Genomic DNA, 22792 nt, shown 5'->3' on the forward strand with positions numbered 1-22792 from the left:
CGGTGCGTTGTCGGCAGGATCGCCTGGGACGGGTCACGCCGAAAGCGTGGCCCTGAACTTGCTCGGCGATTGACCGTAGGTTTTTGCAAAAATCCGCGAGAAGTGGCCGGCGTTCTCGAACCCGACTTCGAGCGCGATGTCGATCAACGGCGCCTTCGTCTGCGTCAGCAGATGCTTGGCGCGTTCCAGCCGAAACTTCCGATAGACGAGCGCCGGCGACATTTTCGCCTTGTCCATGAACAGGCGTTCGAGCTGCCGTCGGGACAAGCCGACGGATGCGGCCAGCTCCGGGATCGACAGCGTGTTGTCCGTGTGCTGCTCCATGATGATGAGAGCGGCATTCAGGCGTGGGTCGTTGCTCTCGATCGCCAGCGGTTTTCTCGGCTGGACATGAAGATGCGAGCGGGCCTTGTCGATCTGCAGCACCTCGAGCGCATTTCGCTCGGCTTCCTTGCTGATATGCAGGCGCACGATATGGGCCGCCATGTCGGCGGCACTGCTGCCGCCAGCGCAGGATCCACGGGTGCGATCGAGATTGAAGAGACGGTCCGAGCGAACCTTGAGATCGGGGAACCGCTCGCGGAACGCCTGATAATGAAGCCAGCTGACGCAGACGGTGTGCCCGGTCATCAGGCCCGCTTCGGCAAGGACGAATGTCCCTGTACAGAGACCGATCAGAGGCACCTTGCGCGCCGCCGCCTTCTGGAGGAAGCGGACGGTGTCGTCGGCGATCGGCTGTTTGCTGTTGAGCAGGCCGCCGACCACGACGATGTAGTTGAACCCGGCGGGATCAACGAGGTCGGATGTCGGCGCCACCTGCACGCCGCAACTGGAGGCGATGAGATGCCGCGTGTTGCCCAGCACCTGCCAGTCGGCACGGATGCGGCCGGACTTGTCGAGCTCGTCGCTCGCAAGTCGCAGCGTGTCGATGAAAAGCGCGAATGCCGAAAGGGTGAAGGACCGCGCCAGAACGAAGCCGATCTTGAGACGTTCGGGCTGTGTCTCGCTGGATTTGATGGTCGTCGTCATGTGCCCTTCATGCTCGCGCCGCCAAGACCTCCCGTTCCCTATCGAGCATGCTCGGACATATCAGGAGAGGTAGCCGCTGGCGGCCGAGACTTGCCTTTCGCTGTCCATGGGGAGCCTGGGTTCCGTTCTTCCGGCACCCCATGGTGTGGCGCGGGAGGTCGACGCCCGGATGAAGGCGTCTTCGTCCGCATCATAACGAAGAGGACGGGCTCAAATTGCTCTCGTCACGACCTGCGCCGCTACGGTTACGAACATTGCGGCCAGTGTCAGCGCCGCACTGAACCGTGCGACCTTCATCCGCCGTTTGCGCGAGCCGCTCCAATCATACCCCATCACTTCCCTCCCTCCCGACCGGGCCAGAACGCGTTTGCTCGGTCTTCCGCCGAACTGCAGGTCTCGCCAGGTCACGGCTTTGAGTTACCCCTCATGCTGCCGCGATGCCACCGATCGTGTCAAGTTTGCCTCGGCGCGAGCAATGTGCCCGTCATAGCTCTGCGCAAAGGCGGCTGCGCAAAGGAATTTGCTGTTCGAGGGCGCAAACCCCCTAGTTGTGCGGGGAGCCTCTTTCCGCCGTTGTGATAGTTTTCTCTTTGGTGTGATTTTTTAAAGGGAGGGCGAAGAATGCCCGGCACATTCTCTACCGCCGACATGGACGTGATCAAACAGCAGCACGAGGATTGGTGTCGCGCGAACGACACCGACCCGAACAGTCCCGCGGGAATAGAGAAAGCCATGCAGATGCTGGTGAATTATGGCGGCAGCGCCAGCCAGCAACCGTCCGCGCAGCCGCAGAAGGTGCGCGCCAAAGCGCGCGCCTGATCTCCGCATCCACCCACGTCATTTAGCGGTCCGCGCCTGTCCTCGATCGCCTTGAACGAAGGCGCCTGGTCATAGTCGGGTGCGTGGGGCGGGCCTCCTCACGCGCCTGTCGGCGGCGCCGTCGCGATCAGGCGTTGCCCCATCTGCTTGGGGTGCGCACGTCAAAGATGCACTCTCCGAGGGTCAGAGGTTCTCCTTGAGGAGGACCTCTATTCTGATCTTGTCCTGTGCGGCGTGCGGTTCGCGAAAATCCGTTCGCGCGCGCATGATGCGGATGGCGCTGCGCACCGCGTGTCCCGGGTCCTGGGCGATGACGGCGTCAACGCTGGCGTCGCGCAGGCCGCGTTCGCTGAAGGGGGTGCGTTCGTGGACGACCACCGTGATCTTTTGCAGATCGGTGAAGGATGCTGCGCCCTCGAGCGGGATCCTGGCCTCGGAACTCAACACGTAGATCGCCGCAACCTCTTGATTGTTTTCAAGGACTCGCTGGAGGATCTGGGTGGCCCTGCGCTCGTCGCCGTGGGTTTCGACCGAGGGCAGACATTGCAGGTGAGGGAACTGTGAATTGACGATATCGTCGAAGCCGAAGCGTCGCTGGATGCTGTCGAGCGACTGCATCGTCTCGGCCACGATCAGGACCTTTCCCGCCCTCCGGCCGACAAACCGGCCGATGATCTTGGCCGCCGTCGCGCCGGCGGCGTAGTTGTCGACGCCCACGAAATCGGCGGTCGGGAGCTTTTCCTGTCCGGACAGAAACTGCACGAACTTGACGCCGCGTTCGATCAGGCGGCCGATCGCGTCGCGCACTTGCGGCGATTCCGGCGCCATCATCGCGATCCCGTCGAATTCGTTCTCGTCTATATCGGCGAGGTACTTGGCAACCTTATGCGGGTCGTCGATCGGGATCTGGACGAAATCGAGGTCGATGAGATCCCCCTTCATCGACACCCGCGCCTCTTCCACCCGATGGATGAGTTCCGCCAGATAGAGATCGCCGCTCGTCGGCAGCACGAACCGGAACCGGTAGCTCTTGTTGCGGGCAAGGCTGACGGCTGCCGGGTTTCGAATAAATCCAATGCGCTCAATGGCTTCGTTGACACTGCGAACGGCCCTCGGGCTGACATTCGGCCTGTCGTTCAGCACGCGGTCGACGGTTGCGAGGCTCAAGCCCGCTGCCTCAGCAAGATCTTTGGCTGTTGGCCGCATGCGGAACTCCCAGTGTGTATCGTCTCCAATCTACTCCACCAAAATCGCCGCGAAATCAAGAATTGATGTGCGCACCTCAAAAATCGCTTGCGCTGAGGTGCGCACCTCAGTTATGAATCCTTCAGCGAAGAACGCAGGCTCTGAATGCGGCCGCGCCCACCGCTAGTGCCAAGAGGATTTAGGTACGCCAACCGCCCGGTCAGGGCGCTTTCCTTCTGATGGAGGTCAGAAGGTACAAGGGGGAGGAACCCAATGATGAAACGGATTCTGTTGAGCTCCACAGTCATGGTCGGAGCGTATTTTGCCATTGCGGGTGCGTCCGGTACGCACGCTTCCGCAGCCGAACTGACCCTTTGCTGGGCCGCCTGGGATCCGGCCAATGCGCTCGTCGAGCTCAGCAAGGATTTCGAAGCCAAGAGCGGCAACACGATGAAGTTCGAATTCGTGCCGTGGCCGAACTTCGCCGACCGGATGCTGAACGAGCTGAATTCCGGCGGCAAGCTCTGCGATCTGATGATCGGCGACAGCCAGTGGATTGGCGGCGCCGCCGAGAATGGCCAGTACATCAAGCTCAATGATTTCTTCGACAAGGAAGGGATCAAGATGGACGACTTCATTCCCGCAACCGTCATCGGTTACGCGGAATGGCCGAAGAATTCGCCGAACTACTGGGCTCTGCCGGCGTTCGGTGACGTGGTCGGTTGGACCTATCGCAAGGACTGGTTCTCGCGTCCCGAACTCCAGGCGGAGTTCAAGCAGAAATACGGCCGGGATCTCGCCGTGCCGAAGACCTTCGCCGAACTCAAGGATATCGCCGAATTCTTCCAGAAGCGCCAGGTCGACGGCAAGACCGTCTATGGCGCTGCCATCTATACGGAGCGCGGCTCAGAAGGCATTACCATGGGCGTGATGGACGTGCTCTACAGCTACGGCTTCGAGTACGGAAATCCGAAGAAAGCCTATGAGCTCGACGGCTTCGTCAACTCGGCGGACGCAGTCAAGGGCCTGGAATTCTACAAGGCGCTCTACGATTGCTGCACACCGCCCGGCCATTCCGACGCCTACATGTCGGAGGATATCGACGCCTACAAGTCCGGCCAGGTCGCCCTGCAGATGAACTTTGCCTTCACCTGGCCCGGCATCCATGCCGACGCCAATGTCGGCGGCGACAAGTCCGGCTACTTCCCCAATCCTGCTGGTCCGACCGGTGTGCAGTTCGCCCAGCTCGGCGGCCAGGGCATCTCGGTCGTCGCAGCGTCCGACAAGCAGAAGGAAGCGCTGGATTACATCAAGTGGTTCGCGCAGCCTGAAATCCAGAAAAAGTGGTGGGCGCTCGGCGGATACTCCGCACTGCGCTCGGTGGTCGAGGACCCGAGCTTCGCCACGAGCCAGCCCTATGCGCAGACCTTCCTGGATTCGATGGCAATCGTGAAGGACTTCTGGGCCGAGCCGTCCTACGCCTCGCTGCTGCAGGCCTCGCAGAAGCGCTTCCACGATTACGTCGTTGCCAACCAGGGCACGGCGAAGGATGCGCTCGACGGTCTCTCTGAGGACTGGAAGGACATCTTCGAAGACGAAGGCAAGTATTGACGCAAACACCCGCCGCCTCCCGGCGGAAGCGTCCATGCGGGGCCGGCCGGCCGATCTCTCGCGCCGGCCCCGCATGCCCATTCGTCAATGCCTTAGGGGAATACCATGCTCCATTCTTCGATCGATCGCGCTGCGCACGCGACGCCGCCCGTGCTTGCACGGCGCATCAGAGGGTTGTCGGACCGCGCGATCGCCTGGATCTTCGTCGCACCGTCCATTGTGCTTTTGCTTGCGATCAACATCTTTCCGCTGATCTGGACCGTCCGGCTGAGCTTCACCAATTTTCGCGTGAACCGCCCGAACGAACCTGTTCAGTTCGTCGGTCTGCGCAACTACCTGAACATCCTGACCGACAAGGATATCTGGCTGACGATGCAGGCGACGGCCCATTTCCTGATCTGGACGATCGTCCTGCAGGTGCTGATCGGCTTTGCTCTCGCCTATCTCATCAACAAGAAGTTCCGCGGCAATGACCTGTGGACGACCATCATCGTGCTCCCGATGATGCTGAGCCCGGCCGTCGTCGGAAACTTCTGGACCTTTCTCTACCAGCCGCAGATCGGCCTGTTCAATTACGCGATCGGGTTCCTGACCGGAGCAGACCCGTCCAGCTTCTCGATGATCGGCGACACGTCGCTGGCGCCCTGGGCGATCATCATCGTCGACACCTGGATGTGGACGCCATTCGTCATGCTCATCTGCCTTGCCGGGCTGCGCTCCATTCCGAGCAGCATCTATGAGGCGGCGGAGTGCGACCGGGCCAGCAGCTGGCGCCAGTTCTGGACCATCACCATCCCGATGGTGCTGCCGTTCCTGATGCTGGCCATCCTTTTCCGCGGCATCGAGAACTTCAAGATGTTCGACCTGGTCGTGCAGCTGACGGGCGGTGGCCCGGGCTCGATCACGGAGCTGACGTCGATCAACCTGAAGCGTGAAGCCTTCGAGAAATGGCGCACCGGATACGCGTCCGCCTATGCCGTCATCCTCTTCGTGACCGTCTTCGGCCTTGCGTCGATCTATGTCAAAGCACTCAACAAGGTGAAGCAGAGATGAGCAGCTTTTCTGTAACGGAGCCATCCGCACGGCAGAAGTGGTTCGCAGGCGCCCTAGTCGTGCTTTATGCGGTGATCACCATTCTCCCGTTGCTCTGGATCATCGGAACGGGTTTCAAATCGCCCTCTGACGCGATCGCCTATCCGCCGAAGACCTTCTTCGAGCCGACGCTCGAAGGCTATGTGAACCTCTTCACGACGCGCACCCGCGTTTCGGAAGAACAACTGAAGGAAATGGGCGAACCGAAGACCTGGTACGAGCGTCTCGTTCGCAAGGATGGGCTGATCATCGCCGGCCCGTCGCGGTTCCCGGAGCGCTTCTACAATTCCGTCATCATCGGGTTCGGCTCGACGGTGCTGTGCATCGTGCTCGGAACGGCCGCGGCCTATGCCTTCTCGCGCTTCAAGGTGCCGCTCAAGGACGACCTGCTGTTCTTCATCCTTTCCACGCGCATGATGCCGCCGATCGCGGTCGCCATTCCGATCTTCCTGATGTTCCGCTCGCTCGGGCTGAACGACACCCATGCCGGCATGATCCTGCTCTATACGGCAGTCAACCTGTCGCTCTCGGTCTGGCTGCTCAAGGGCTTCATCGACGAGATCCCGATCGAGTATGAAGAGGCAGCGCTGATCGACGGCTACACACGCTTCCAGGCTTTCTACAAGGTCGTGCTGCCCCAGGCGGCGACCGGCATCGCGTCGACGGCTATCTTCTGCCTGATCTTCGCCTGGAACGAATACGCCTTCGCCGTGCTGCTCACGTCGGGCACCGCGCAGACCGCACCGCCCTTCATCCCGACGATCATCGGGGTCGGTGGGCAGGACTGGCCGGCGGTGGCGGCCGGTGCGACCCTCTTCCTCGTCCCCGTGATGGTGTTCACGATCCTGCTTCGCAAACACCTGCTGCGCGGCATCACCTTCGGAGCGGTAAGAAAATGACAGCTTTCCTCAACCAGTTGCTCCGCCTTCGCCGTGGCGCATGGGAAATGGTGGCATCGGTGCTCATCGCGCTCGGCGTGGTCATGCTCATGCAGCCAGTCTCGCTCACGCTCTACTCCTTCTCCTTCCTCGTGACGCTGCTTGGAACAGTCATGTTCATCATCGTCAGCCATTTTCCGGAGTGACCCATGGCACAGATCAGAATTGAAAATGTGCGCAAGGAGTTCGGAGCGTTCACGGCTGTCCAGTCTTCGAGCTTCACGGTGGAAGACGGCGAGTTCTTCATGCTGCTCGGCCCATCGGGATGCGGCAAGACGACGACGCTTCGGATGATGGCGGGACTGGAGCTGCCGACGAGCGGCCAGATCTATATCGGCGGCGAAGAGGTCGGCATGAAGCGGGCGAGGGAGCGCGATATCGCCTTCGTCTTCCAGATGTTCGCCCTCTATCCCCACATGAACGTACGCAAGAACATCTCCTATCCGCTCGTCAGCCAGGGGATGAAAAAGGCGGATGTCGCCGCGCGTGTCGCCGAGGTGGCAAGGATCCTCAGAATTGAAGGCATTCTCGACAAGCCGGTCGGCGGGCTCTCGGGCGGCGACCGCCAGCGTGTCGCGCTCGGTCGGGCGATTGTCCGCAACCCCAAGGCCTTCTTCATGGACGAGCCGCTGGGCGCGCTCGACGCGGAGTTCCGCGAACATATGGCGGGGGAACTGCGGGCGCTGCACGAACGCATGGGCGCGACCACCGTCTATGTGACCCACGACCAGCTGGAAGCGATGCAGATGGGCGACAAGATCGTCGTCATGAACCACGGCGTCATCGAGCAATTCGGCCGGCCGCAGCAGATCTACGACTGGCCGGCGACGAAGTTCGTCGCCAAGTTCATCGGCTCCCCGTCCATGAACTTTCTGGAGTTCGAGGGCATGATCGGTGTCGGCGGCGACAGCATCGATCTCGGTGGGAAAAAGGTGGCGGTGCCGGCGTCGCGTGAGGGCAGGGCCGGCACGCTGTCGCTCGGTGTGCGTCCCGAGCATGTCCGTTTCGTCGACGACTCCAGCTACAGAGGCCGCGTGATCGCCGTCGAGTATCTCGGCACGACACAGATCGTCACGATCGAAACGCCCAATGGCGAGATCAAGGCGCGCACGCCCTCCAGTCAGGCAGCCCGTACCGACGAGCTTCTCGGTCTCGATTTCAACGCGCGGACCTTGACGCTCTTCAATGCGGAGACGGGTCGTGCTCTTGTCTCCGAAGCCAACGAGGGAGTGCTGCGCCGTGGCTGAAGTCATCCTAAGAAACGTGACGAAGACATTCGGCACCCACACAGCGCTGGACGATGTCTCGATGACGATCCCGGACGGGTCGTTCGTGGTTCTCCTGGGCCCGACAGGCGCCGGAAAGACGACGACGTTGCGCATGGTCTCGGGGCTCGACACGCCTAATAGCGGCGAGATCTTTATCGGCGGGATGTCCGTGCAAGGACTGACGCCGGCGCAGCGCAACGTGGCGATGGTATTCCAGCAATATTCGCTCTACCCGCATCTGTCCGTCCGGCAGAACTTGGAATTTCCGCTGAAATCCCCGCTCTTGAAAACGCCGCAGAAGACGATCGACGAAAAGGTGAACGCCATCGCCGAGGTCTTGCAGATTTCGCACAAGCTCGACAACAAGGCGACCGCCTTGTCCGGTGGCGAAATGCAGCGCGTGTCGATCGGGCGTGCGCTTGTCAGAAACCCGCAGATATACCTGATGGACGAGCCCTTGAGTTCGCTCGACGCGAAGCTTCGAGCCGATCTGCGCGTCGAACTGAAGAACATTCAGGCAAAGTCCGGGGCGACGCTTCTTTACGTCACCCACGACCAGATCGAAGCGATGACCATGGCAACGCATATCGGTGTGCTCGAAGAGGGCAGGCTTGTTCAGTTCGGATCACCAAGAGAGGTCTACGAAGCGCCGGTTAGCGTTTACGCCGCGACCCGCCTCGGCCAGCCGCGCATCAACGTCCTGCCTGCCAAGCTTTTTGCGGGCGCGCCGGACAAGGCGCAGTCGATCGGCCTTCGCCCCGAAAATATCGTCCAGGGCGCCGGAGAAGATGCACTTGTGACCCGTGTCGAACATCTGGGCGACCAGACGCGCCTGCATCTCACGTTCAAGCAGCACAACCTCGTGACGGTCACGGACCCCCATACCGGGTTCCGCGGCGGCGAGACCATCAAGATCCAGCCAGACAAGCCGCTCTTCTTCGACGCGGCCGGAATGCGCATCGCTTAGGAGGCGAACATGAATCAGTTTATCAACCGCAAGGAAAATGCGGTTACGGAAGCGATCGACGGGGTTCTTGCCGCATCCGGCGGCGCGCTCAGCCGCCTCGACGGATATCCGCACATTCGCGTCGTCCTGCGCTCCGACTGGGACAAGGGCAAGGTCGCGCTCGTCTCCGGTGGCGGCTCGGGACACGAGCCCGCGCATATCGGCTTCGTCGGCAAGGGCATGCTGACGGCCGCCGTCTGCGGCGACGTCTTCGCATCGCCGAGCGTGGACGCGATCCTCGCCGGTATCCTGGCGGTGACGGGACCTGCCGGCTGCCTGCTGATCGTCAAGAACTACACCGGTGACCGGCTGAACTTCGGCCTCGCGGCCGAACGCGCCCGCGCCTACGGCCTCAATGTGAGCATGGTCATCGTCGATGACGACATCGCGCTGCCGGACCTTCCGCAGGCGCGCGGTGTCGCCGGTACCCTTTTCGTCCACAAGATCGCCGGAGCGCTCGCAGAAAGCGGGGCGGACCTCGATACGATCGCCAATGCGGCGCGCAAGGTCATATCGGGCACGAGCACCATCGGCATGTCGCTCGATACCTGCACCGTTCCGGGCTCGCCGAAGGAACATCGCATCCCCGAGGGCCATGCGGAACTCGGCCTCGGCATCCATGGAGAAGCTGGCGTCGAACAGATTGTGCATTCCGATGCGAGAAGCGCCGTTGCCGCCATGGTCGAGCGTCTGCAGGCGGCGATGGAGGACAAGCCGCACGTAGTGCTCGTCAACAATCTCGGCGGAACGTCTATCCTGGAAATGTCTATTCTCATGCACGAACTCGCCCAGTCGGCGATCGCCGATCGGATCGTGCATCTGGTCGGACCTGCGCCGATGATGACGTCGCTGGACATGCGCGGCTTTTCCGTCTCCGTCTACCCGGCCGACAAGGCCGAGCTGGAGCTGTTGTCCCGGCCCGTGGCGCTTCCGGCCTGGCCAGGCGTGACCGCCGTCAGGCCGGTGAATGTACTCGCCCTGCCTGATGGCCTGACGCCGATTTCGCCTCTGCCTTCACGGCACGATGCGACGCGGCAGTTCCTGCTTGCCTGCTGCAACCTGCTGATCGATGCGGAAAAGGACCTGAATGCACTCGATGCCAAGTCCGGAGACGGAGACACCGGCTCGACGCTCGCCGGCGCCGCACGGGCACTCATTCAGGCCCTCGATCGCCTGCCGCTATCCGACCACACGCAGCTTTTCCGCGCCATCGGGCAGGAGTTGAGCCAGACGATGGGCGGCTCTTCGGGCGTGCTTCTGGCGATCTTCTTTGCCGCCGCCGGGGATGGCGCCTCGAGCGGGCTTTCGATCCGCGAAGCGCTGAAAGCCGGGTTGGCGCGCATGCAGGAAATCGGCGGGGCGCAGATCGGCGACCGCACCATGGTCGACGCGCTTTCTCCGGCACTGGACGCGCTCGACGCGAGCATCGGCGCGGCCTCCAAGGCGGCGCGCGACGGCGCCAATCTGACCGCGACACTGGTGCGGGCAAGGGCAGGGCGTGCCGCTTACATCAATGCCAAGCAACTCGAAGGGCACATCGATCCCGGCGCCGAAGCGGTCGCTCGCCTGTTCGAGCACCTGGCACGGCATCCGGATATGCTCGGGCGCCAGCCGGAGGGGGCCGCAGCCGTCGCCGGCTGACGGTGACCGAAACATTGCCCTGACAACAAAACGCCCCGGAAAGCCGGGGCGTTTTGTGACGGGAGGTGTCGGAGGGAGCGTGCGCTCAGAGCGCGCGGCTCTCGTATCCGGCCGCCTTCAGGGCGTCTGCGATCGGCCCTGCCGCTGCGGCGGTCTCGACGCTGACTTCCCGATTGCCGAGATCGACCTTGATCGTTGCCTGCGGGTCGACGCTCAGGATCGCCTTCTGGACGACGCCGGCGCAGTGGCCACAGGTCATGTTGTCGATCTTGTAGTTCTGCATGCTTGTCTCCTTGGTTCGGTTGTGAGACAAACATGGCGTCTCCCACCGTTGGAAGGTCAATAGGCCTTCAAGATATTTGTTCGCGGCATTTCCAGTCGCGCGAACGGTGGAAAATACCCCCGTAAGTGTAGTCCAGCGGCCTCTCAAATTCTCCGAAAAATTTGAAAGTCTTTCATCATCGATCCCGGGAATGGACGGCTAGCGGTCTGCGTCCGGAAGTCGCACAATCCAAAGGCTGTGCAAGAGGCATTCGCGTCGTCCGAAAGAGGGCGGACGATCGCCAGCCGGCACGAAGCCTAAAGCGAAGCGATCGTTCCGGGAACATCCGGGCGTTCGAAATGCACTGGTCGGGAACTGGAGGAGACGGTTTCCCGCTCACTGTCGTTCGGCTGCGTCGTGGTGACGCCGCCAAGGGAGGAAAGATGTTTGAACGACTATTCAAGCTGAAAGAGCATCAGACGACGGCGCGCACCGAGGTGATCGCCGGTATCACGACATTCCTGACGATGTCCTACATCATCTTCGTCAACCCCGACATCCTGTCGAGCACGGGCATGGATAGGGATGCCGTCTTCGTCGCAACCTGTATTGCCGCGGCACTCGGCTCTGCGGTCATGGCGCTCGTCGCCAACTGGCCAATCGGCATGGCGCCGGGCATGGGCCTCAACGCCTTCTTCGCCTTCACCGTCGTTGCGGCGCTTGGCTTCACCTGGCAGCAGGCGCTGGGTGCTGTCTTCATCTCGGGCGTGATCTTCCTGATCCTGACCGTGACGGGGGTCCGAAGCTGGCTGATCGCCGGCATTCCGCATTCGCTTCGAAGCGCGATCGCCACCGGTATCGGCCTCTTCCTTGGCATCATCGCCCTGAAGAACGCCGGCATCGTCGTCGACAACCCGGCAACGCTCGTCGGTCTCGGCGACCTCAAGCAGACTGGCCCGCTGCTCGCGATCCTCGGCTTCTTCGTGATTGCCGTTCTGGACTCGCTAAAAGTTCGCGGCTCGATCCTGATCGGCATCCTGGTCGTCACCGTCCTGTCGATGATCCTCGGCGTCAGCGAGTTCAAGGGCATCGTCTCGGCACCGCCGAGCATCGCGCCGACCTTCCTGCAACTCGACATCATGGGCGCCCTGCACGGCGGCCTGCTGCATGTCATCCTCGTCTTCGTGCTCGTCGAAGTCTTCGACGCCACCGGCACGCTGATCGGTGTCGCCAAGCGCGCCAAACTGGTGGAAGAAGGCAAGCCGAACCGTCTGGGCCGCGCGCTTCTCGCCGACAGCACCGCGATCGTCGCCGGCTCGCTGATCGGTACCAGCAGCACGACCGCCTATGTCGAAAGCGCCTCGGGCGTCCAGGCCGGCGGCCGCACGGGCCTGACCGCGCTCACCGTCTGCGTGCTCTTCCTGGCCGCGCTGTTCTTCTCGCCGCTGGCAGCTGCCGTTCCGTCCTATGCGACGGCCCCGGCTCTGCTCTACGTTGCCGGCCTGATGATGCGCGAACTGACGGAAGTCGAGTGGGACGACCTGACGGAAGCGGCTCCGGCAGCGCTTACAGCACTCGCCATGCCCTTCACTTACTCGATCGCCAACGGCCTCGCCTTCGGCTTCGTCAGCTATGTCGTCTTGAAGGTCTTCACCGGTAAGTGGAGCGTCATCCACCCGGCAACCCAGCTCGTGGCAGCGCTCTTCATCGTGCGCTTCGCGTTCTTCGCCGAATAACGAAAATCGGCCGGGGCATGCCGCCTCGGCCGATCAGAACTTCCCCGTAAGTGCTGGCCGGAGCAACGAAATGTTGCTTCGGCCTTTTTGCCTCGATCTGGCTTAAAGAGCGCAAATCCGAACGGAAAGCCGCTTCACACTTTTCCTGGATTTGCTCAGTATTGCCCGGCGGGCAGATGCACCACAAGGCCGTCGAGTTCAGCCGACACCGTGATTTGACAACTCAGGCGGCTGCGCTCGTTCGGATTGACGACGCACTCGATCATGTCCTGTTCCTGGAACTCGGGCGCCGGCAGGCGGTCGCTCCATTCGCCGTCGATGTAACAGTGACAGGTGCCGCAGGCGCAGGAGCCGCCGCATTCGGCGGCAATGGCGTCGATGCCGTTCTGCACGGCGGCTGACATCAGCGATTGGCCGATCTCCGCATGAATTTCTTTCGTCGTGCCGTCCGCGTCGATGAAGACGATCTTGGGCATGGGTATTCTCCGATTGCGTATGTTGGTGTCGAGGATATGGGATCAGGCCGGCCGGATGGCGATCTTCAGCCGCTTGGGTCCACGGACAGAAAGACCGCGCTTGTATTCCGGCTCCCGGTCGACGGGTTCGATGGTTGGGAAACGGCGAAGCAGGGTGCTGAAGATGATATCCATGTCGAGGCGCGCGAGGTGGTTGCCGAGACAGAAATGCACGCCGCCGCCAAAGGCGAGATGACGGTTGGGCGTCCGGCCGATGTCGAACGTGTCGGCATTCTCGAACTGCTTGGGGTCGCGGTTGGCGGCGCCATAGAGCAGGCCGAACTTGGTGCCGCGCTCGAAGCGACGGCCGAAGATCTCGATGTCCTCGACGCAATGGCGGTGGAAGAACGGAAGCGGCGACTCGTAGCGGAACATCTCCTGCACGCCGGTCTGGATCAGGCCGGGTTCGCTCCGCAGCCGCGCCATCTGCTCGGGGAACCGCAAGAGTGCGTGCATGCCGCTGCCAAGCACATCGATCGTGGAACCGTGGCCGGCCATCAGGATCAGCATGCAGGTGGAGATGAATTCGTCGAAGTTCATGGCGCCGGAGCGCTCCGCCTCGATCAGCACCGAGATGAGGTCATCCTTCGGCGCCCGCTCACGTTCGGCCTTCAACGCTGTCAGGTATTCGTAGAACTCGGTCGTATTGCGCTCGGCGAGCTCCTTGCGCCCGTCGGATCGGTCGACGTCGAAGAACTGCACGATGTTTTCCGACCAGATCCGCAGCTGCGGACAGTCCTCGTCCGGCACGCCGAGCAGGCGGCCGATGATATGGCCGGGAACATGGGCGGCCAGATCATCGACAAAGTCGATCTCGCCGCGATCGGCGAGGCTATCGATCAGCCGGTCGACATAGGCCTGGATCTGGTCGCGGAGCTTCGCAATCATAGCCGGTGTGAATAGTTTGAAAACCTGCTTGCGCAAGCGGTCATGCACGGCACCATCGCTGTCGAGCAGGCTGAACTGCACGAAACGCTCGTGGTGTGGCATGTCGTGCCAATTGGCGGCGCGCTGCAGTTTTGAGAGCTCTTCCTTGGTCGCGAGGTCTTCGAGCGAGCGCACCATGCGCTTGTCCATGACGATCGCCGAGACGTCCTCGAAGCGCGAGGCAAGCCAGATGTCGAAATCCGCAAAGTAGTGCAGCCCCTCTTTTTCGCGCAGCGCGCGATAGGTCGGATAGGGATCGCGAGCAAAATCCGGGGACAGCGGCGCGAAGGTGAAATTCGCGGCATCGCCATTCGGCGCGGCTTCGGTCATGGGCAATTCTCCGTGCATAAAGCTGCATGATAACGTCACTGCCGTAGCTCTGTGAATGGCGCCCTGTCGCAAGATGATGGACAAAACTCGCGTCGGATGCCAGAAAATGGCATGCTGACCGAAAGCGAAGAGATCCATTTCCACACCCCGGCAAAATTCGCAGGTGCGTTTCCCTATCTGGCGCTGGTGGCCGGAAGCCGGACGGCGCGCCCTGACGAGGCGCCGATCCGCAAACGGTTCCACCAGCACGTCTTCGTCTACACAACAGGCGGACGCGGGTTGATCGAGGTGCACGGTCAACGTTTCCCGACCGAAACCGGCAGTGTTGCCTGGCTCGATACCTCTCAGGCCTATGCGCATAGCTGCGCTGCCGACAGCGAAAGCTGGCGTTATCTCTGGATGGGGATCGAGGGACACGGGCTTGATGCGCTCTACCAGTTTCTCGGCGTGCAGCAGTCGCCATTGTTCGTGCCGAGAGACCCGCGGAGGGCACAGGCGGCGTTCGAAAGTGTGAGCGGATTTCTTGCCGAACGCTCGCCGGCGACGGACGCCCTGTCGAGCGCCGCGATCGCGGGGCTGATGGCGGACATGATCGCGCCACGGCTGATCGGAGCCGAACCGGCCGAGGACAGGTCCGGTGAAGACCGTTTGATTCAGGTGCTGTCGGTGATGCGCGGCGATCTCGCCAGGCCCTGGACGATCGACGATCTTGCGGCGCTTGCGCGGCTGAGCCCGTCGCAACTCTTTCGTCGCTTTCGCGATATGGTGGGAACGACGCCGATGGACTGGCTGCGCCACGAGCGGATCAACCAGGCGAAACGCCTGCTGGTTGGACCCGATGCCAAGGTCTCGGCGGTGGCCGCCGTCTGCGGCTATCCGGATCCCTATCATTTCTCGCGCGATTTCCGCCGCGTGACCGGATACACGCCGACAAAATTCCGGCGGGATGGCGGCTATTGAGGTCGCAGTCTTCGTCCGATTTCGGCGGCCAGCGAGGCCCTGGCGCACCGATAACCCGACCGGACGACCGGGTCATGCATTGATTCACACGATCAGGAACGGCTCCTTGAAGAAATGTTCCTCGAGATTGACGCCTTCGCCGCCGCGATCGACCACCGCGAAATCCGAGACGTCATCGAGCGGCGTCAGGATGCCGTGCCAGACATTGCGGGCGATGTTGACGCCCTGGCCCGGGGTGGTCTTGAAGGCGATCGGTTCACTCGGGCCTTCGTCGGTTTCCCGGGAGACGACGATCAGAAACGGGTTGTCGCTCAAGGGGATGAAGGCCTGGCTGCCGAGCGGATGGCGCTCGACCATGGTGAGTTTCAGCGGCAGCGGATAGGGTACGCCGCGCACCAGGCTGATCATGGGCCGGGCCTTTTCGCCTGTTGTATCGATCTTGGCGAGGTCGTGGTAGCGGGTTGCATTGCCCCCGTTGATGGGGAAGTTGTTGGCATTCTCCGTTTCGATCACGTCGCCGAAAGGCGCAAAGGCCTCCCGGGTCAACGGCTGTATGACGATCTCCTTCATGTGACGCTCCTCCGTCCAATGTTGATGGGTTGCCTGGAAGTTTGATCGCTTCGCCTCCTCGGCGAAACGATCTAGATGCCGGCTTTCGCAATACGCCCGAAGACACGCAGCCGGCTGACGCCGCCGTCGGGGAAGATGTTGAAGCGCACGTGGGTTACCGGACCCGCGATCGCGAGTGCGCTTGCTTCATAGGTGTGGATGCTGTCGGCGGCGAGTTTCTGCGGCGGCAGGACCTCGCGCCAGAACATCGACGATGCCGTAACGGATGCGGCCACTTCGCAAGCGTTCGCTCCAAGGTCTGCCGCCTGCAGCGAACAGGCGTCCGGGTAGTTGCCCTTGAAGTGGGCGGTATCGACCACGATCCGGTCGATCTCGCCGCGCGCGGCGAGTTTCACCACGATCCAGTCGTTGCCGGGCTCGCGCCGCCGGCGGGTCTCCCAACCGTCGCCCATGTTGATGCCGCGTCCGGGCGCAAGCAGCCGCTGGTGGCCGTAGTGTCCGTTGGAATAGGCGATGATGCGCCCGCCGAGCAATGATGAGGCCAGATCGACCACCGCGTCGCCGATCGCTGCCCGGTCTAGCGCAGGCGCGCCGTAAACCCGAAGGCGGGCGACGCCGCCGTCGGGATAGATGCGCAAGCGCACATGGCTCCAGACAGAATCCGACCGCGCTTCGAAGTGATGCAGCGCGCTCGGGCCAAGCGGCCGAGGGCAGACCAGCTCCGTCCAGACCGTCCGATCGTCGGGGCCATCCGGTGCCAGGCAGGCGTCGATGGCGCAAGCGCTCGGGTAGTTGCCGGTGAAATGAGCGGTATCAACCTCGAAGCCCCGGATGAGGCCGTTCGTCGCGAGTGCCACGATGGCGTGGTCGTTGCCGGGGCCGCGGCGTCGCCGCGTCTCCCAGCCGTCCATCCACTTGCCGTTCTCGTCATAGACACCGGGATGATAGACCGGCGGCGCGTCCTGCAGCATGCGTTCGAGCGGCGCGAAGAACTCGTCGGTTGCAAAGACCGGCCGCGCGCCGAGACCGGCGGAGGCAAGGTTGATCGCGTTCAGCGCGAATTCGGGCGGGTTCACGCCGTCGATCGTCATCGCGAGACCCTCAGCTCGGCAGCATGTCCTTGAGGCGCAGATAGGCGATCCGCTCCACCTGCCGGCACGCGGTCTCGAACTCCGTATCGCGATCGTTGCCGATCCGGCTTTCGAAGGCGGCGAGGATCTCGTCCTTGCTGCGCCCCTTGACCGCCATGATGAACGGGAACTTGAACTTCTCGACATAGGCGGCGTTGAGCGTGGTGAAGCGTTCACGCTCGGCATCGGTCAGCGCATCGAGGCCGGCACCGGCCTGCTCGTTGGTCGAGCTTTCGGTCAGGCGCTTGGCCTGTGCCAGCTTGCCGGCGAGATCGGGGTGGGCGATCAGCACGGCAAGCCGCTCCTCGGCCGAAGCTTCGCGGAAGACTGCGGAAAGGGCGGCGGCAAGGCCGATCGCGGTGTCGTTGGCCGGCGAAAGTTCGCCCTGGAAGGCGCGCTTCGCGATCCACTTCGAATGTTCGAAGACGCCGCCGAACCTGGCGACGAACGCCTCTTCGCCAAGCCGCGACGGACGATCGTCCCAGGCCTTGTACGGGTAGTTTTCGGCCCAATGGCGGGCGATATCGACGCGTTTTGCGAGCCACACCTTCTCGTGGCCCTGCACATAATCGAGGAAGCGGGCGAGTGCCGCGGCGCGGCCGGGCCGGCCGACGAGGCGGCAGTGCAGCCCGATGCTCAGCATCTTCGGCGCACCGGCCGCACCTTCGGCGTAGAGCACGTCGAAGCTGTCCTTGAGGTAGCTGAAGAACTGGTCGCCGCTGTTGAAACCCTGCGGCGTGGCAAAACGCATGTCGTTGCTGTCGAGCGTGTAGGGGATGACCAGCTGATGGCGCCCCGCATGCTCATGCCAATAGGGCAGGTCGTCGGCATAGGCGTCCGATACGTAGTCGAAGCCGCCGGCTTCCGTCACGAGATCGAGCGTGTTGGCGGAACAGCGCCCCGTGTACCAGCCGCGCGGGCGCTCTCCGGTGACGATGGTGTGCAGCCGGACCGCTTCGGCGATCTCCTGGCGCTCGCGCTCCGGCGAAAAGTCCTTGTGTTCGATCCATTTCAGGCCGTGCGAGGCGATTTCCCAGCCGGCGTCCTGCATGGCGGCGACCTGTTCCGGCGAGCGCTTCAGCGCGGTAGCGACGCCATAGACGGTGGCCGGCACGCCGCGCTCGGTGAACATGCGATGCAGCCGCCAGAAGCCGGCGCGTGCGCCATATTCGTAGATCGATTCCATGTTCCAGTGGCGCTGGCCCTGCCAGGCCTGCGCACCGACGATTTCCGACAGGAATGCTTCGGAGGCTGCGTCGCCGTGCAGCACGCAGTTCTCGCCACCTTCCTCGTAATTGATGACGAATTGCACGGCGATCCGCGCGCCGTCGGGCCATGTGATCTTGAAGTTCGGGCCGTGGCCGTGAAGATCGCGGGGGTATCTCATCTAAGCAGCTCCTCCAGACATTTTCGTCTCTGCATCCAATTTCTAGCGGCATTTGTTTCGAGCCATTCCCCCCAAAAAATTTGAAAGTCTCGAATGATCCGGTCGCTACCAAGCGGGTGGGAATGCCGGAATACTGCGAGGTGGAAAGCTGACTTCGGGAGGAGCGAAAACTATGCAATCTCAGGGTGGAAACGCCGGCCGTTTGACGACGCACGTGCTGGATACGGCCAGCGGCAAACCGGCCGAAGGGCTGCGCATCGAGCTCTACCGGGTCGATGGCGATCGCCAGACGCATATCAAGTCCGTCAAGACCAATGACGACGGCCGCTGTGACGAGCCGCTTTTGAGCGGCGAGCGCATGCAGACCGGCACCTACGAGCTGCAGTTCCATGCGGGCGATTATCTCGGCGGCGCAGCCAAGCGCGGTGACAACCCGTTCCTCGACGTGATCCCAATCCGCTTCGGCATCGATAACCAGGGCGCGCACTATCACGTGCCGCTGCTGCTTTCGCCCTATGGCTACTCCACCTATCGCGGGAGCTGAGCAATGACGATCCAGATCCGCAACACCATCCGCTTCATCCTGAACCACCGCCTCGTCGAACTTGCCGATGTTTCGCCGGTTCAGACTCTGCTCGATTTTCTGCGCATCGACCGCAATCTGAAGGGCACGAAAGAAGGCTGCGCCGAGGGCGACTGCGGTGCCTGCACCGTGCTTGTCGGCCGCCTGCTCGACGGCAAGCTCAAGTATGAATCCGTCAATGCCTGCATCCGTTTCGTCGGCTCGCTCGACGGCTGTCATATCGTGACGGTGGATAGTTTGGCGCAGCCGGCTGGCCCGTTGCATCCGGTGCAGCAGGCAATGGTCGACACGCATGCCTCGCAGTGCGGTTTCTGCACGCCGGGCTTCGTGATGTCGCTCTATGGCCTCTGGATGGAGAACTCGAAGCCGTCGATCGCCGAAATCGAAAAGGCGCTGCAGGGCAATCTTTGTCGCTGCACCGGCTATGCCGCGATCATTCGCGCCGCCGAGGCGATCTCGACGATCGGCGATATCGGCAAGGATCCGCTGGTGGCCGAACGCGACCGGATCGCAGGCGAACTGGCAGCACTTCAGGACGGCCGTCGCGTGGAAATCGGCTCCGAGACCGAGCGCTTCATCCTGCCGGGCTCGGTCGATGATTTCGCCGCCGTGCTCGAAGCCAACCCGAAGGCGACGATCGTTGCCGGTTCGACCGATGTCGGCCTCTGGGTCACCAAATTCATGCGCGACATCTCACCGGTCATTCACCTGACCCATCTTGAAGAACTGCGCCGCATCACGGTCGATGCCGACGGCGTGACGCTCGGCGCCGGCGTCAGCTACGCCGAAGCCTACCCCGTTATCGTCGCGCACTTCCCTGAACTGACCGAGCTTTGGGATCGCATCGGCGGCCAGCAGGTCCGCAACATGGGCACCGTGGGCGGCAACATTGCCAACGGCTCGCCGATCGGCGACACCCCGCCGGCGCTGATTGCGCTTGGCGCCGCGATCACGCTGCGCAAGGGCGATCGCCGCCGCACGGTCGTCCTCGAGGACTTCTTCATCGCCTACGGCAAGCAGGACCGCGAGCCGGGCGAGTTCGTGGAAAGCGTGCGCATTCCTTTCGTTTCGGATAAGGCGCGCGTGGCCGTCTACAAGGTGACGAAGCGTCTGGATGAGGACATTACCGCCGTCTGCGGCGGCTTCAACATCGCCTTCGAGGCAGGTCGGGTCAGCGACGCCATCATCGCCTTCGGCGGCATGGCCGCTACGCCGAAGCGAGCCGCTCATGTGGAGGCGGTGCTAAAAGGCGCCGAGTGGAACGAGGAGACGATCGAGCGCGCTGTCGCTGCCTTCGATCAGGACTTCACGCCGCTCACCGACTGGCGCGCCTCGGCGGAGTACCGCCAACTGGTGGCGAAGAACCTGCTTCGCCGCTTCTATCTCGAAACGCAGTCGAGTGGCGGCCAGCTCCGTCTCGATCGCACCATTGCCGTCGCGGTTTAAGGGAGGAAGCCATGAACGTGATGCAGCCCATCGACCGCATCCGCGGCGGCGTACACGAAAACGAACGGCACGAGTCCGGCCACAAGCATGTGTCCGGAACGGCCGAATATATCGACGATATTCCTGAGCCCCAGGGCACCCTGCACGGCTATCTCGGCCTCTCGCAGCGGGCGCACGCCGACATCCTGTCGATTGACTTTGAGGCCGTGAACGCCAGCGAAGGCGTGATCGGCGTTCTGACGGCCGCCGACATTCCCGGTGAAAACGACATCAGCCCGGCGCACAAGCACGACGAACCGATCTTCGTCACCGACAAGGTGGAGTTCCACGGCCAGCCGATCTTCGCGGTTGTCGCCACGTCGCGCGAAGCGGCGCGGCGCGCGGCCGCCAAGGTCAAGATCGAATATCGCGATCTGCCGCATGTGACCGACGTGCTCGAAGCGGCTGCCGCCAACTATCCGCTGGTCATCGACCCCTTGAAGCTCGAGCGTGGCGACATCGACGCCGGCTTTGCCAAGGCGAAGAACATTCTCGAAGGCGAGATGCGCATCGGCGGCCAGGACCACTTCTATCTGGAAGGCCAGATCTCGTTTGCCATTCCCGGTGAGGACGACGAGGTGCTCGTCTATTCCTCGACCCAGCACCCGGCCGAGACGCAGCACATGGTCGCGACCGTGCTTGGCGTGCCGTCGAACGCGGTCACCGTGAATGTGCGCCGCATGGGCGGCGGTTTCGGCGGCAAGGAAACCCAGGCCAACATTTTCGCCGCCGTTGCGGCCGTCGCTGCCAAGAAATACCGCTGCCCGGTCAAGGTTCGGCCGGACCGCGACGACGACATGAGCGCCACCGGCAAGCGTCACGACTTCCACGTAGACTACAAGCTCGGCTTCGACGACGAGGGCCACATCGAGGCGGTGGACGCTGTCTTTTCGGCACGCTGCGGTTACTCGGCTGATCTCTCGGGTCCGGTCACCGACCGTGCGCTCTTCCATGCCGACAACTGCTATTTCTATCCGAACGTGCGCCTGCGCTCGCGTCCGCTGAAGACCAACACCGTTTCCAACACCGCGTTCCGCGGTTTTGGCGGCCCTCAAGGGATGGTCGGTGGCGAACGAATGATCGAGGACATCGCCTATGCCATCGGCAAGGACCCGCTGGAAATCCGCAAGCTGAACTTCTATGGCGGCGAGGGCCGAAACCTCACGCCCTATCACCAGACCGTGGAAGACAACATCATCGGCCGCATTATCGAGGAACTGGAAACCTCGGCGGATTATGCCAAGCGTCGCGAAGCGGTGATCGCGTTTAACCGCGAGAGCAATGTGGTTAAGCGCGGCATCGCGCTGACGCCGGTAAAGTTCGGCATCTCCTTCACCAAGACCGAGTACAACCAGGCCGGCGCGCTTGTGCATGTCTATACGGATGGTTCGATCCATCTGAACCATGGCGGCACCGAGATGGGGCAGGGGCTCTATACCAAGGTCGCCCAAGTGGTGGCCGACGAGTTCCAGGTCGATCTCGACCGGATCAAGGTGACGGCGACGACGACCGGCAAGGTGCCGAACACGTCTGCAACCGCGGCGTCCTCCGGCTCCGATCTCAACGGCATGGCCGCTGCCAATGCCGCCCAACAGATCAAGGAACGGCTGGTCAAGTTTGCTGCCGAGCGCTGGAACGTCGCCGAGGCCGATGTCGCCTTCGAACCGAACGTGGTGCGGATCGGAGCGGAACGCTTGAGCTTCAACGAGTTCATCAAGATCGCCTATGGCGCCCGCATCCAGCTTTCGGCCGCCGGTTTCTACAAGACGCCGAAGATCCACTGGAACCGCGCCGAAGGCCGGGGCCGGCCGTTCTTCTACTACGCCTATGGCGCCTCGTGCTCCGAGGTCAGCGTCGATACGCTGACCGGTGAATATCAGGTCGACCGCACCGACATCCTGCACGATGTCGGCCGCTCGCTGAACCCGGCGCTCGATCTTGGTCAGGTCGAAGGCGCCTTCGTTCAGGGCATGGGCTGGCTGACGACGGAAGAGCTCTGGTGGGATGCCAAGGGCCGGCTGCGCACGCACGCGCCCTCGACCTACAAGATCCCGCTGGCATCCGATCGCCCGCGCGTCTTCAACACCCGGCTTGCCGAGTGGTCGGTCAACCGCGAAGAAACGATTCGCCGCTCGAAGGCTGTCGGCGAACCGCCTTTCATGCTCGGCATCTCCGTGCTGGAAGCCTTGTCGATGGCGGCCGCGAGCGTTGCGGAGTATCGTATAGCACCGCGCCTTGATGCGCCGGCAACGCCGGAACGGGTGTTGATGGCGATCGAGCGGCTGCGGGCGGCCGCACGGCAGAAAGGGTAACAGGGG

General features: G+C 62.6%; 21 protein-coding genes. 13 read left to right on the plus strand and 8 right to left on the minus strand.

Annotated features, from left to right (window positions below):
- Positions 1 to 33: 33 nt before the first annotated feature.
- Positions 34 to 1029, minus strand: a complete 996-nt coding sequence (locus ASD63_RS30090; RefSeq protein WP_060521713.1) for a GlxA family transcriptional regulator — start codon at positions 1027 to 1029, stop codon at positions 34 to 36.
- A 621-nt stretch (positions 1030 to 1650) separates the two neighbouring features.
- On the opposite strand from ASD63_RS30090, the gene ASD63_RS30095 reads away from it, so the two are divergent.
- Positions 1651 to 1848, plus strand: a complete 198-nt coding sequence (locus ASD63_RS30095; protein ID WP_034799295.1) for a hypothetical protein — start codon at positions 1651 to 1653, stop codon at positions 1846 to 1848.
- Positions 1849 to 2031: 183 nt separating this feature from the next.
- Here ASD63_RS30095 and ASD63_RS30100 read toward each other — a convergent pair whose 3' ends face one another.
- Positions 2032 to 3054, minus strand: coding sequence for a LacI family DNA-binding transcriptional regulator (locus tag ASD63_RS30100; RefSeq protein WP_034799296.1), 1023 nt, complete (start codon positions 3052 to 3054; stop codon positions 2032 to 2034).
- Positions 3055 to 3339: 285 nt separating this feature from the next.
- Here ASD63_RS30100 and ASD63_RS30105 point away from each other — a divergent pair, with 285 nt between their 5' ends.
- The 7 genes from ASD63_RS30105 (at position 3340) to ASD63_RS30135 (ending at position 10589) form a co-directional block, all read left to right on the plus strand.
- Positions 3340 to 4644, plus strand: coding sequence for an ABC transporter substrate-binding protein (locus tag ASD63_RS30105; RefSeq protein ID WP_089043826.1), 1305 nt, complete (start codon positions 3340 to 3342; stop codon positions 4642 to 4644).
- Positions 4645 to 4749: 105 nt separating this feature from the next.
- Positions 4750 to 5697 (plus strand): sugar ABC transporter permease, encoded by a 948-nt coding sequence (locus ASD63_RS30110; protein WP_043613808.1) that lies wholly within the window; start codon positions 4750 to 4752, stop codon positions 5695 to 5697.
- Positions 5694 to 6635, plus strand: a complete 942-nt coding sequence (locus ASD63_RS30115; protein WP_043613810.1) for a carbohydrate ABC transporter permease — start codon at positions 5694 to 5696, stop codon at positions 6633 to 6635. Before ASD63_RS30110 ends, ASD63_RS30115 begins: the two co-directional genes overlap by 4 nt.
- On the plus strand, positions 6632 to 6820 hold the full coding sequence (locus tag ASD63_RS30120) for a hypothetical protein (protein ID WP_034799314.1): 189 nt from the start codon (positions 6632 to 6634) through the stop codon (positions 6818 to 6820). The genes ASD63_RS30115 and ASD63_RS30120 overlap by 4 nt, the downstream gene beginning before the upstream one ends.
- Before the next feature lie 3 nt (positions 6821 to 6823).
- A complete protein-coding gene (locus ASD63_RS30125) occupies positions 6824 to 7921 on the plus strand; it encodes an ABC transporter ATP-binding protein (RefSeq protein WP_060530274.1) in 1098 nt (365 codons plus the stop codon).
- Entirely contained in the window at positions 7914 to 8909 is a 996-nt protein-coding gene (locus ASD63_RS30130; RefSeq protein WP_034799319.1) for an ABC transporter ATP-binding protein, read from the plus strand. The genes ASD63_RS30125 and ASD63_RS30130 overlap by 8 nt, the downstream gene beginning before the upstream one ends.
- A 9-nt stretch (positions 8910 to 8918) precedes the next feature.
- The gene (locus tag ASD63_RS30135; RefSeq protein ID WP_034799333.1) at positions 8919 to 10589 is read left to right on the plus strand and encodes a dihydroxyacetone kinase subunit DhaK; all 1671 of its coding nucleotides are present in this window, start codon (positions 8919 to 8921) and stop codon (positions 10587 to 10589) included.
- A gap of 85 nt (positions 10590 to 10674) precedes the next feature.
- Here ASD63_RS30135 and ASD63_RS30140 read toward each other — a convergent pair whose 3' ends face one another.
- Complete coding sequence (locus tag ASD63_RS30140; RefSeq protein WP_034799336.1) at positions 10675 to 10872, minus strand: heavy-metal-associated domain-containing protein; 198 nt, start codon at positions 10870 to 10872, stop codon at positions 10675 to 10677.
- A gap of 422 nt (positions 10873 to 11294) precedes the next feature.
- Here ASD63_RS30140 and ASD63_RS30145 point away from each other — a divergent pair, with 422 nt between their 5' ends.
- A complete protein-coding gene (locus tag ASD63_RS30145; protein ID WP_034799339.1) occupies positions 11295 to 12587 on the plus strand; it encodes an NCS2 family permease in 1293 nt (430 codons plus the stop codon).
- Positions 12588 to 12742: 155 nt separating this feature from the next.
- Here ASD63_RS30145 and ASD63_RS30150 read toward each other — a convergent pair whose 3' ends face one another.
- Together ASD63_RS30150 and ASD63_RS30155 are read right to left on the minus strand one after the other, a co-directional pair.
- Positions 12743 to 13063 carry a 2Fe-2S iron-sulfur cluster-binding protein gene (locus tag ASD63_RS30150; protein WP_034799342.1) on the minus strand — a complete coding sequence of 107 codons (321 nt, stop codon included), beginning with the start codon at positions 13061 to 13063 and terminating at the stop codon, positions 12743 to 12745.
- Between the two features lie 42 nt (positions 13064 to 13105).
- On the minus strand, positions 13106 to 14359 hold the full coding sequence (locus ASD63_RS30155) for a cytochrome P450 (RefSeq protein ID WP_034799345.1): 1254 nt from the start codon (positions 14357 to 14359) through the stop codon (positions 13106 to 13108).
- 111 nt (positions 14360 to 14470) lie between these two features.
- Between ASD63_RS30155 and ASD63_RS30160 the strand changes: the two genes are divergently transcribed.
- The gene (locus ASD63_RS30160; RefSeq protein ID WP_162253367.1) at positions 14471 to 15319 is read left to right on the plus strand and encodes an AraC family transcriptional regulator; all 849 of its coding nucleotides are present in this window, start codon (positions 14471 to 14473) and stop codon (positions 15317 to 15319) included.
- Between the two features lie 84 nt (positions 15320 to 15403).
- Here ASD63_RS30160 and ASD63_RS30165 read toward each other — a convergent pair whose 3' ends face one another.
- From ASD63_RS30165 to puuE, 3 genes are all read right to left on the minus strand, one after another.
- Complete coding sequence (locus ASD63_RS30165) at positions 15404 to 15889, minus strand: ureidoglycolate lyase (RefSeq protein ID WP_034799348.1); 486 nt, start codon at positions 15887 to 15889, stop codon at positions 15404 to 15406.
- A 71-nt stretch (positions 15890 to 15960) separates the two neighbouring features.
- Entirely contained in the window at positions 15961 to 16980 is a 1020-nt protein-coding gene (gene alc / locus ASD63_RS30170; RefSeq protein ID WP_034799351.1) for an allantoicase, read from the minus strand.
- Positions 16981 to 16990: 10 nt separating this feature from the next.
- On the minus strand, positions 16991 to 18406 hold the full coding sequence (gene puuE, locus ASD63_RS30175; RefSeq protein ID WP_060530275.1) for an allantoinase PuuE: 1416 nt from the start codon (positions 18404 to 18406) through the stop codon (positions 16991 to 16993).
- Between the two features lie 172 nt (positions 18407 to 18578).
- Here puuE and uraH point away from each other — a divergent pair, with 172 nt between their 5' ends.
- Genes uraH through xdhB form a run of 3 tightly spaced genes read left to right on the plus strand, consistent with a single transcriptional unit; the run spans position 18579 to position 22786 of the window.
- On the plus strand, positions 18579 to 18950 hold the full coding sequence (gene uraH, locus ASD63_RS30180; protein WP_034799357.1) for a hydroxyisourate hydrolase: 372 nt from the start codon (positions 18579 to 18581) through the stop codon (positions 18948 to 18950).
- Positions 18951 to 18953: 3 nt separating this feature from the next.
- Complete coding sequence (xdhA, locus tag ASD63_RS30185) at positions 18954 to 20435, plus strand: xanthine dehydrogenase small subunit (protein ID WP_060530276.1); 1482 nt, start codon at positions 18954 to 18956, stop codon at positions 20433 to 20435.
- Between the two features lie 11 nt (positions 20436 to 20446).
- Positions 20447 to 22786, plus strand: a complete 2340-nt coding sequence (gene xdhB, locus ASD63_RS30190) for a xanthine dehydrogenase molybdopterin binding subunit (RefSeq protein WP_034799363.1) — start codon at positions 20447 to 20449, stop codon at positions 22784 to 22786.
- The last annotated feature ends 6 nt before the right edge of the window (positions 22787 to 22792 follow it).

The sequence above is a fragment of the Ensifer sp. Root558 genome (assembly GCF_001427045.1).
In the GTDB taxonomy this organism is placed as follows: domain Bacteria; phylum Pseudomonadota; class Alphaproteobacteria; order Rhizobiales; family Rhizobiaceae; genus Ensifer; species Ensifer adhaerens.

Bases quoted from the DNA above. Each gene is read 5' to 3' on its own strand.
- ASD63_RS30090 (WP_060521713.1), bottom strand. From the start codon at position 1,029: ATGACGACGACCATCAAATCCAGCGAGACACAGCCCGAACGTCTCAAG.
- ASD63_RS30095 (WP_034799295.1), top strand. From the start codon at position 1,651: ATGCCCGGCACATTCTCTACCGCCGACATGGACGTGATCAAACAGCAG.
- ASD63_RS30100 (WP_034799296.1), bottom strand. From the start codon at position 3,054: ATGCGGCCAACAGCCAAAGATCTTGCTGAGGCAGCGGGCTTGAGCCTC.
- ASD63_RS30105 (WP_089043826.1), top strand. From the start codon at position 3,340: ATGGTCGGAGCGTATTTTGCCATTGCGGGTGCGTCCGGTACGCACGCT.
- ASD63_RS30110 (WP_043613808.1), top strand. From the start codon at position 4,750: ATGCTCCATTCTTCGATCGATCGCGCTGCGCACGCGACGCCGCCCGTG.
- ASD63_RS30115 (WP_043613810.1), top strand. From the start codon at position 5,694: ATGAGCAGCTTTTCTGTAACGGAGCCATCCGCACGGCAGAAGTGGTTC.
- ASD63_RS30120 (WP_034799314.1), top strand. From the start codon at position 6,632: ATGACAGCTTTCCTCAACCAGTTGCTCCGCCTTCGCCGTGGCGCATGG.
- ASD63_RS30125 (WP_060530274.1), top strand. From the start codon at position 6,824: ATGGCACAGATCAGAATTGAAAATGTGCGCAAGGAGTTCGGAGCGTTC.
- ASD63_RS30135 (WP_034799333.1), top strand. From the start codon at position 8,919: ATGAATCAGTTTATCAACCGCAAGGAAAATGCGGTTACGGAAGCGATC.
- ASD63_RS30140 (WP_034799336.1), bottom strand. From the start codon at position 10,872: ATGCAGAACTACAAGATCGACAACATGACCTGTGGCCACTGCGCCGGC.
- ASD63_RS30145 (WP_034799339.1), top strand. From the start codon at position 11,295: ATGTTTGAACGACTATTCAAGCTGAAAGAGCATCAGACGACGGCGCGC.
- ASD63_RS30150 (WP_034799342.1), bottom strand. From the start codon at position 13,063: ATGCCCAAGATCGTCTTCATCGACGCGGACGGCACGACGAAAGAAATT.
- ASD63_RS30155 (WP_034799345.1), bottom strand. From the start codon at position 14,359: ATGACCGAAGCCGCGCCGAATGGCGATGCCGCGAATTTCACCTTCGCG.
- ASD63_RS30160 (WP_162253367.1), top strand. From the start codon at position 14,471: ATGCTGACCGAAAGCGAAGAGATCCATTTCCACACCCCGGCAAAATTC.
- ASD63_RS30165 (WP_034799348.1), bottom strand. From the start codon at position 15,889: ATGAAGGAGATCGTCATACAGCCGTTGACCCGGGAGGCCTTTGCGCCT.
- alc (WP_034799351.1), bottom strand. From the start codon at position 16,980: ATGACGATCGACGGCGTGAACCCGCCCGAATTCGCGCTGAACGCGATC.
- puuE (WP_060530275.1), bottom strand. From the start codon at position 18,406: ATGAGATACCCCCGCGATCTTCACGGCCACGGCCCGAACTTCAAGATC.
- uraH (WP_034799357.1), top strand. From the start codon at position 18,579: ATGCAATCTCAGGGTGGAAACGCCGGCCGTTTGACGACGCACGTGCTG.
- xdhA (WP_060530276.1), top strand. From the start codon at position 18,954: ATGACGATCCAGATCCGCAACACCATCCGCTTCATCCTGAACCACCGC.
- xdhB (WP_034799363.1), top strand. From the start codon at position 20,447: ATGAACGTGATGCAGCCCATCGACCGCATCCGCGGCGGCGTACACGAA.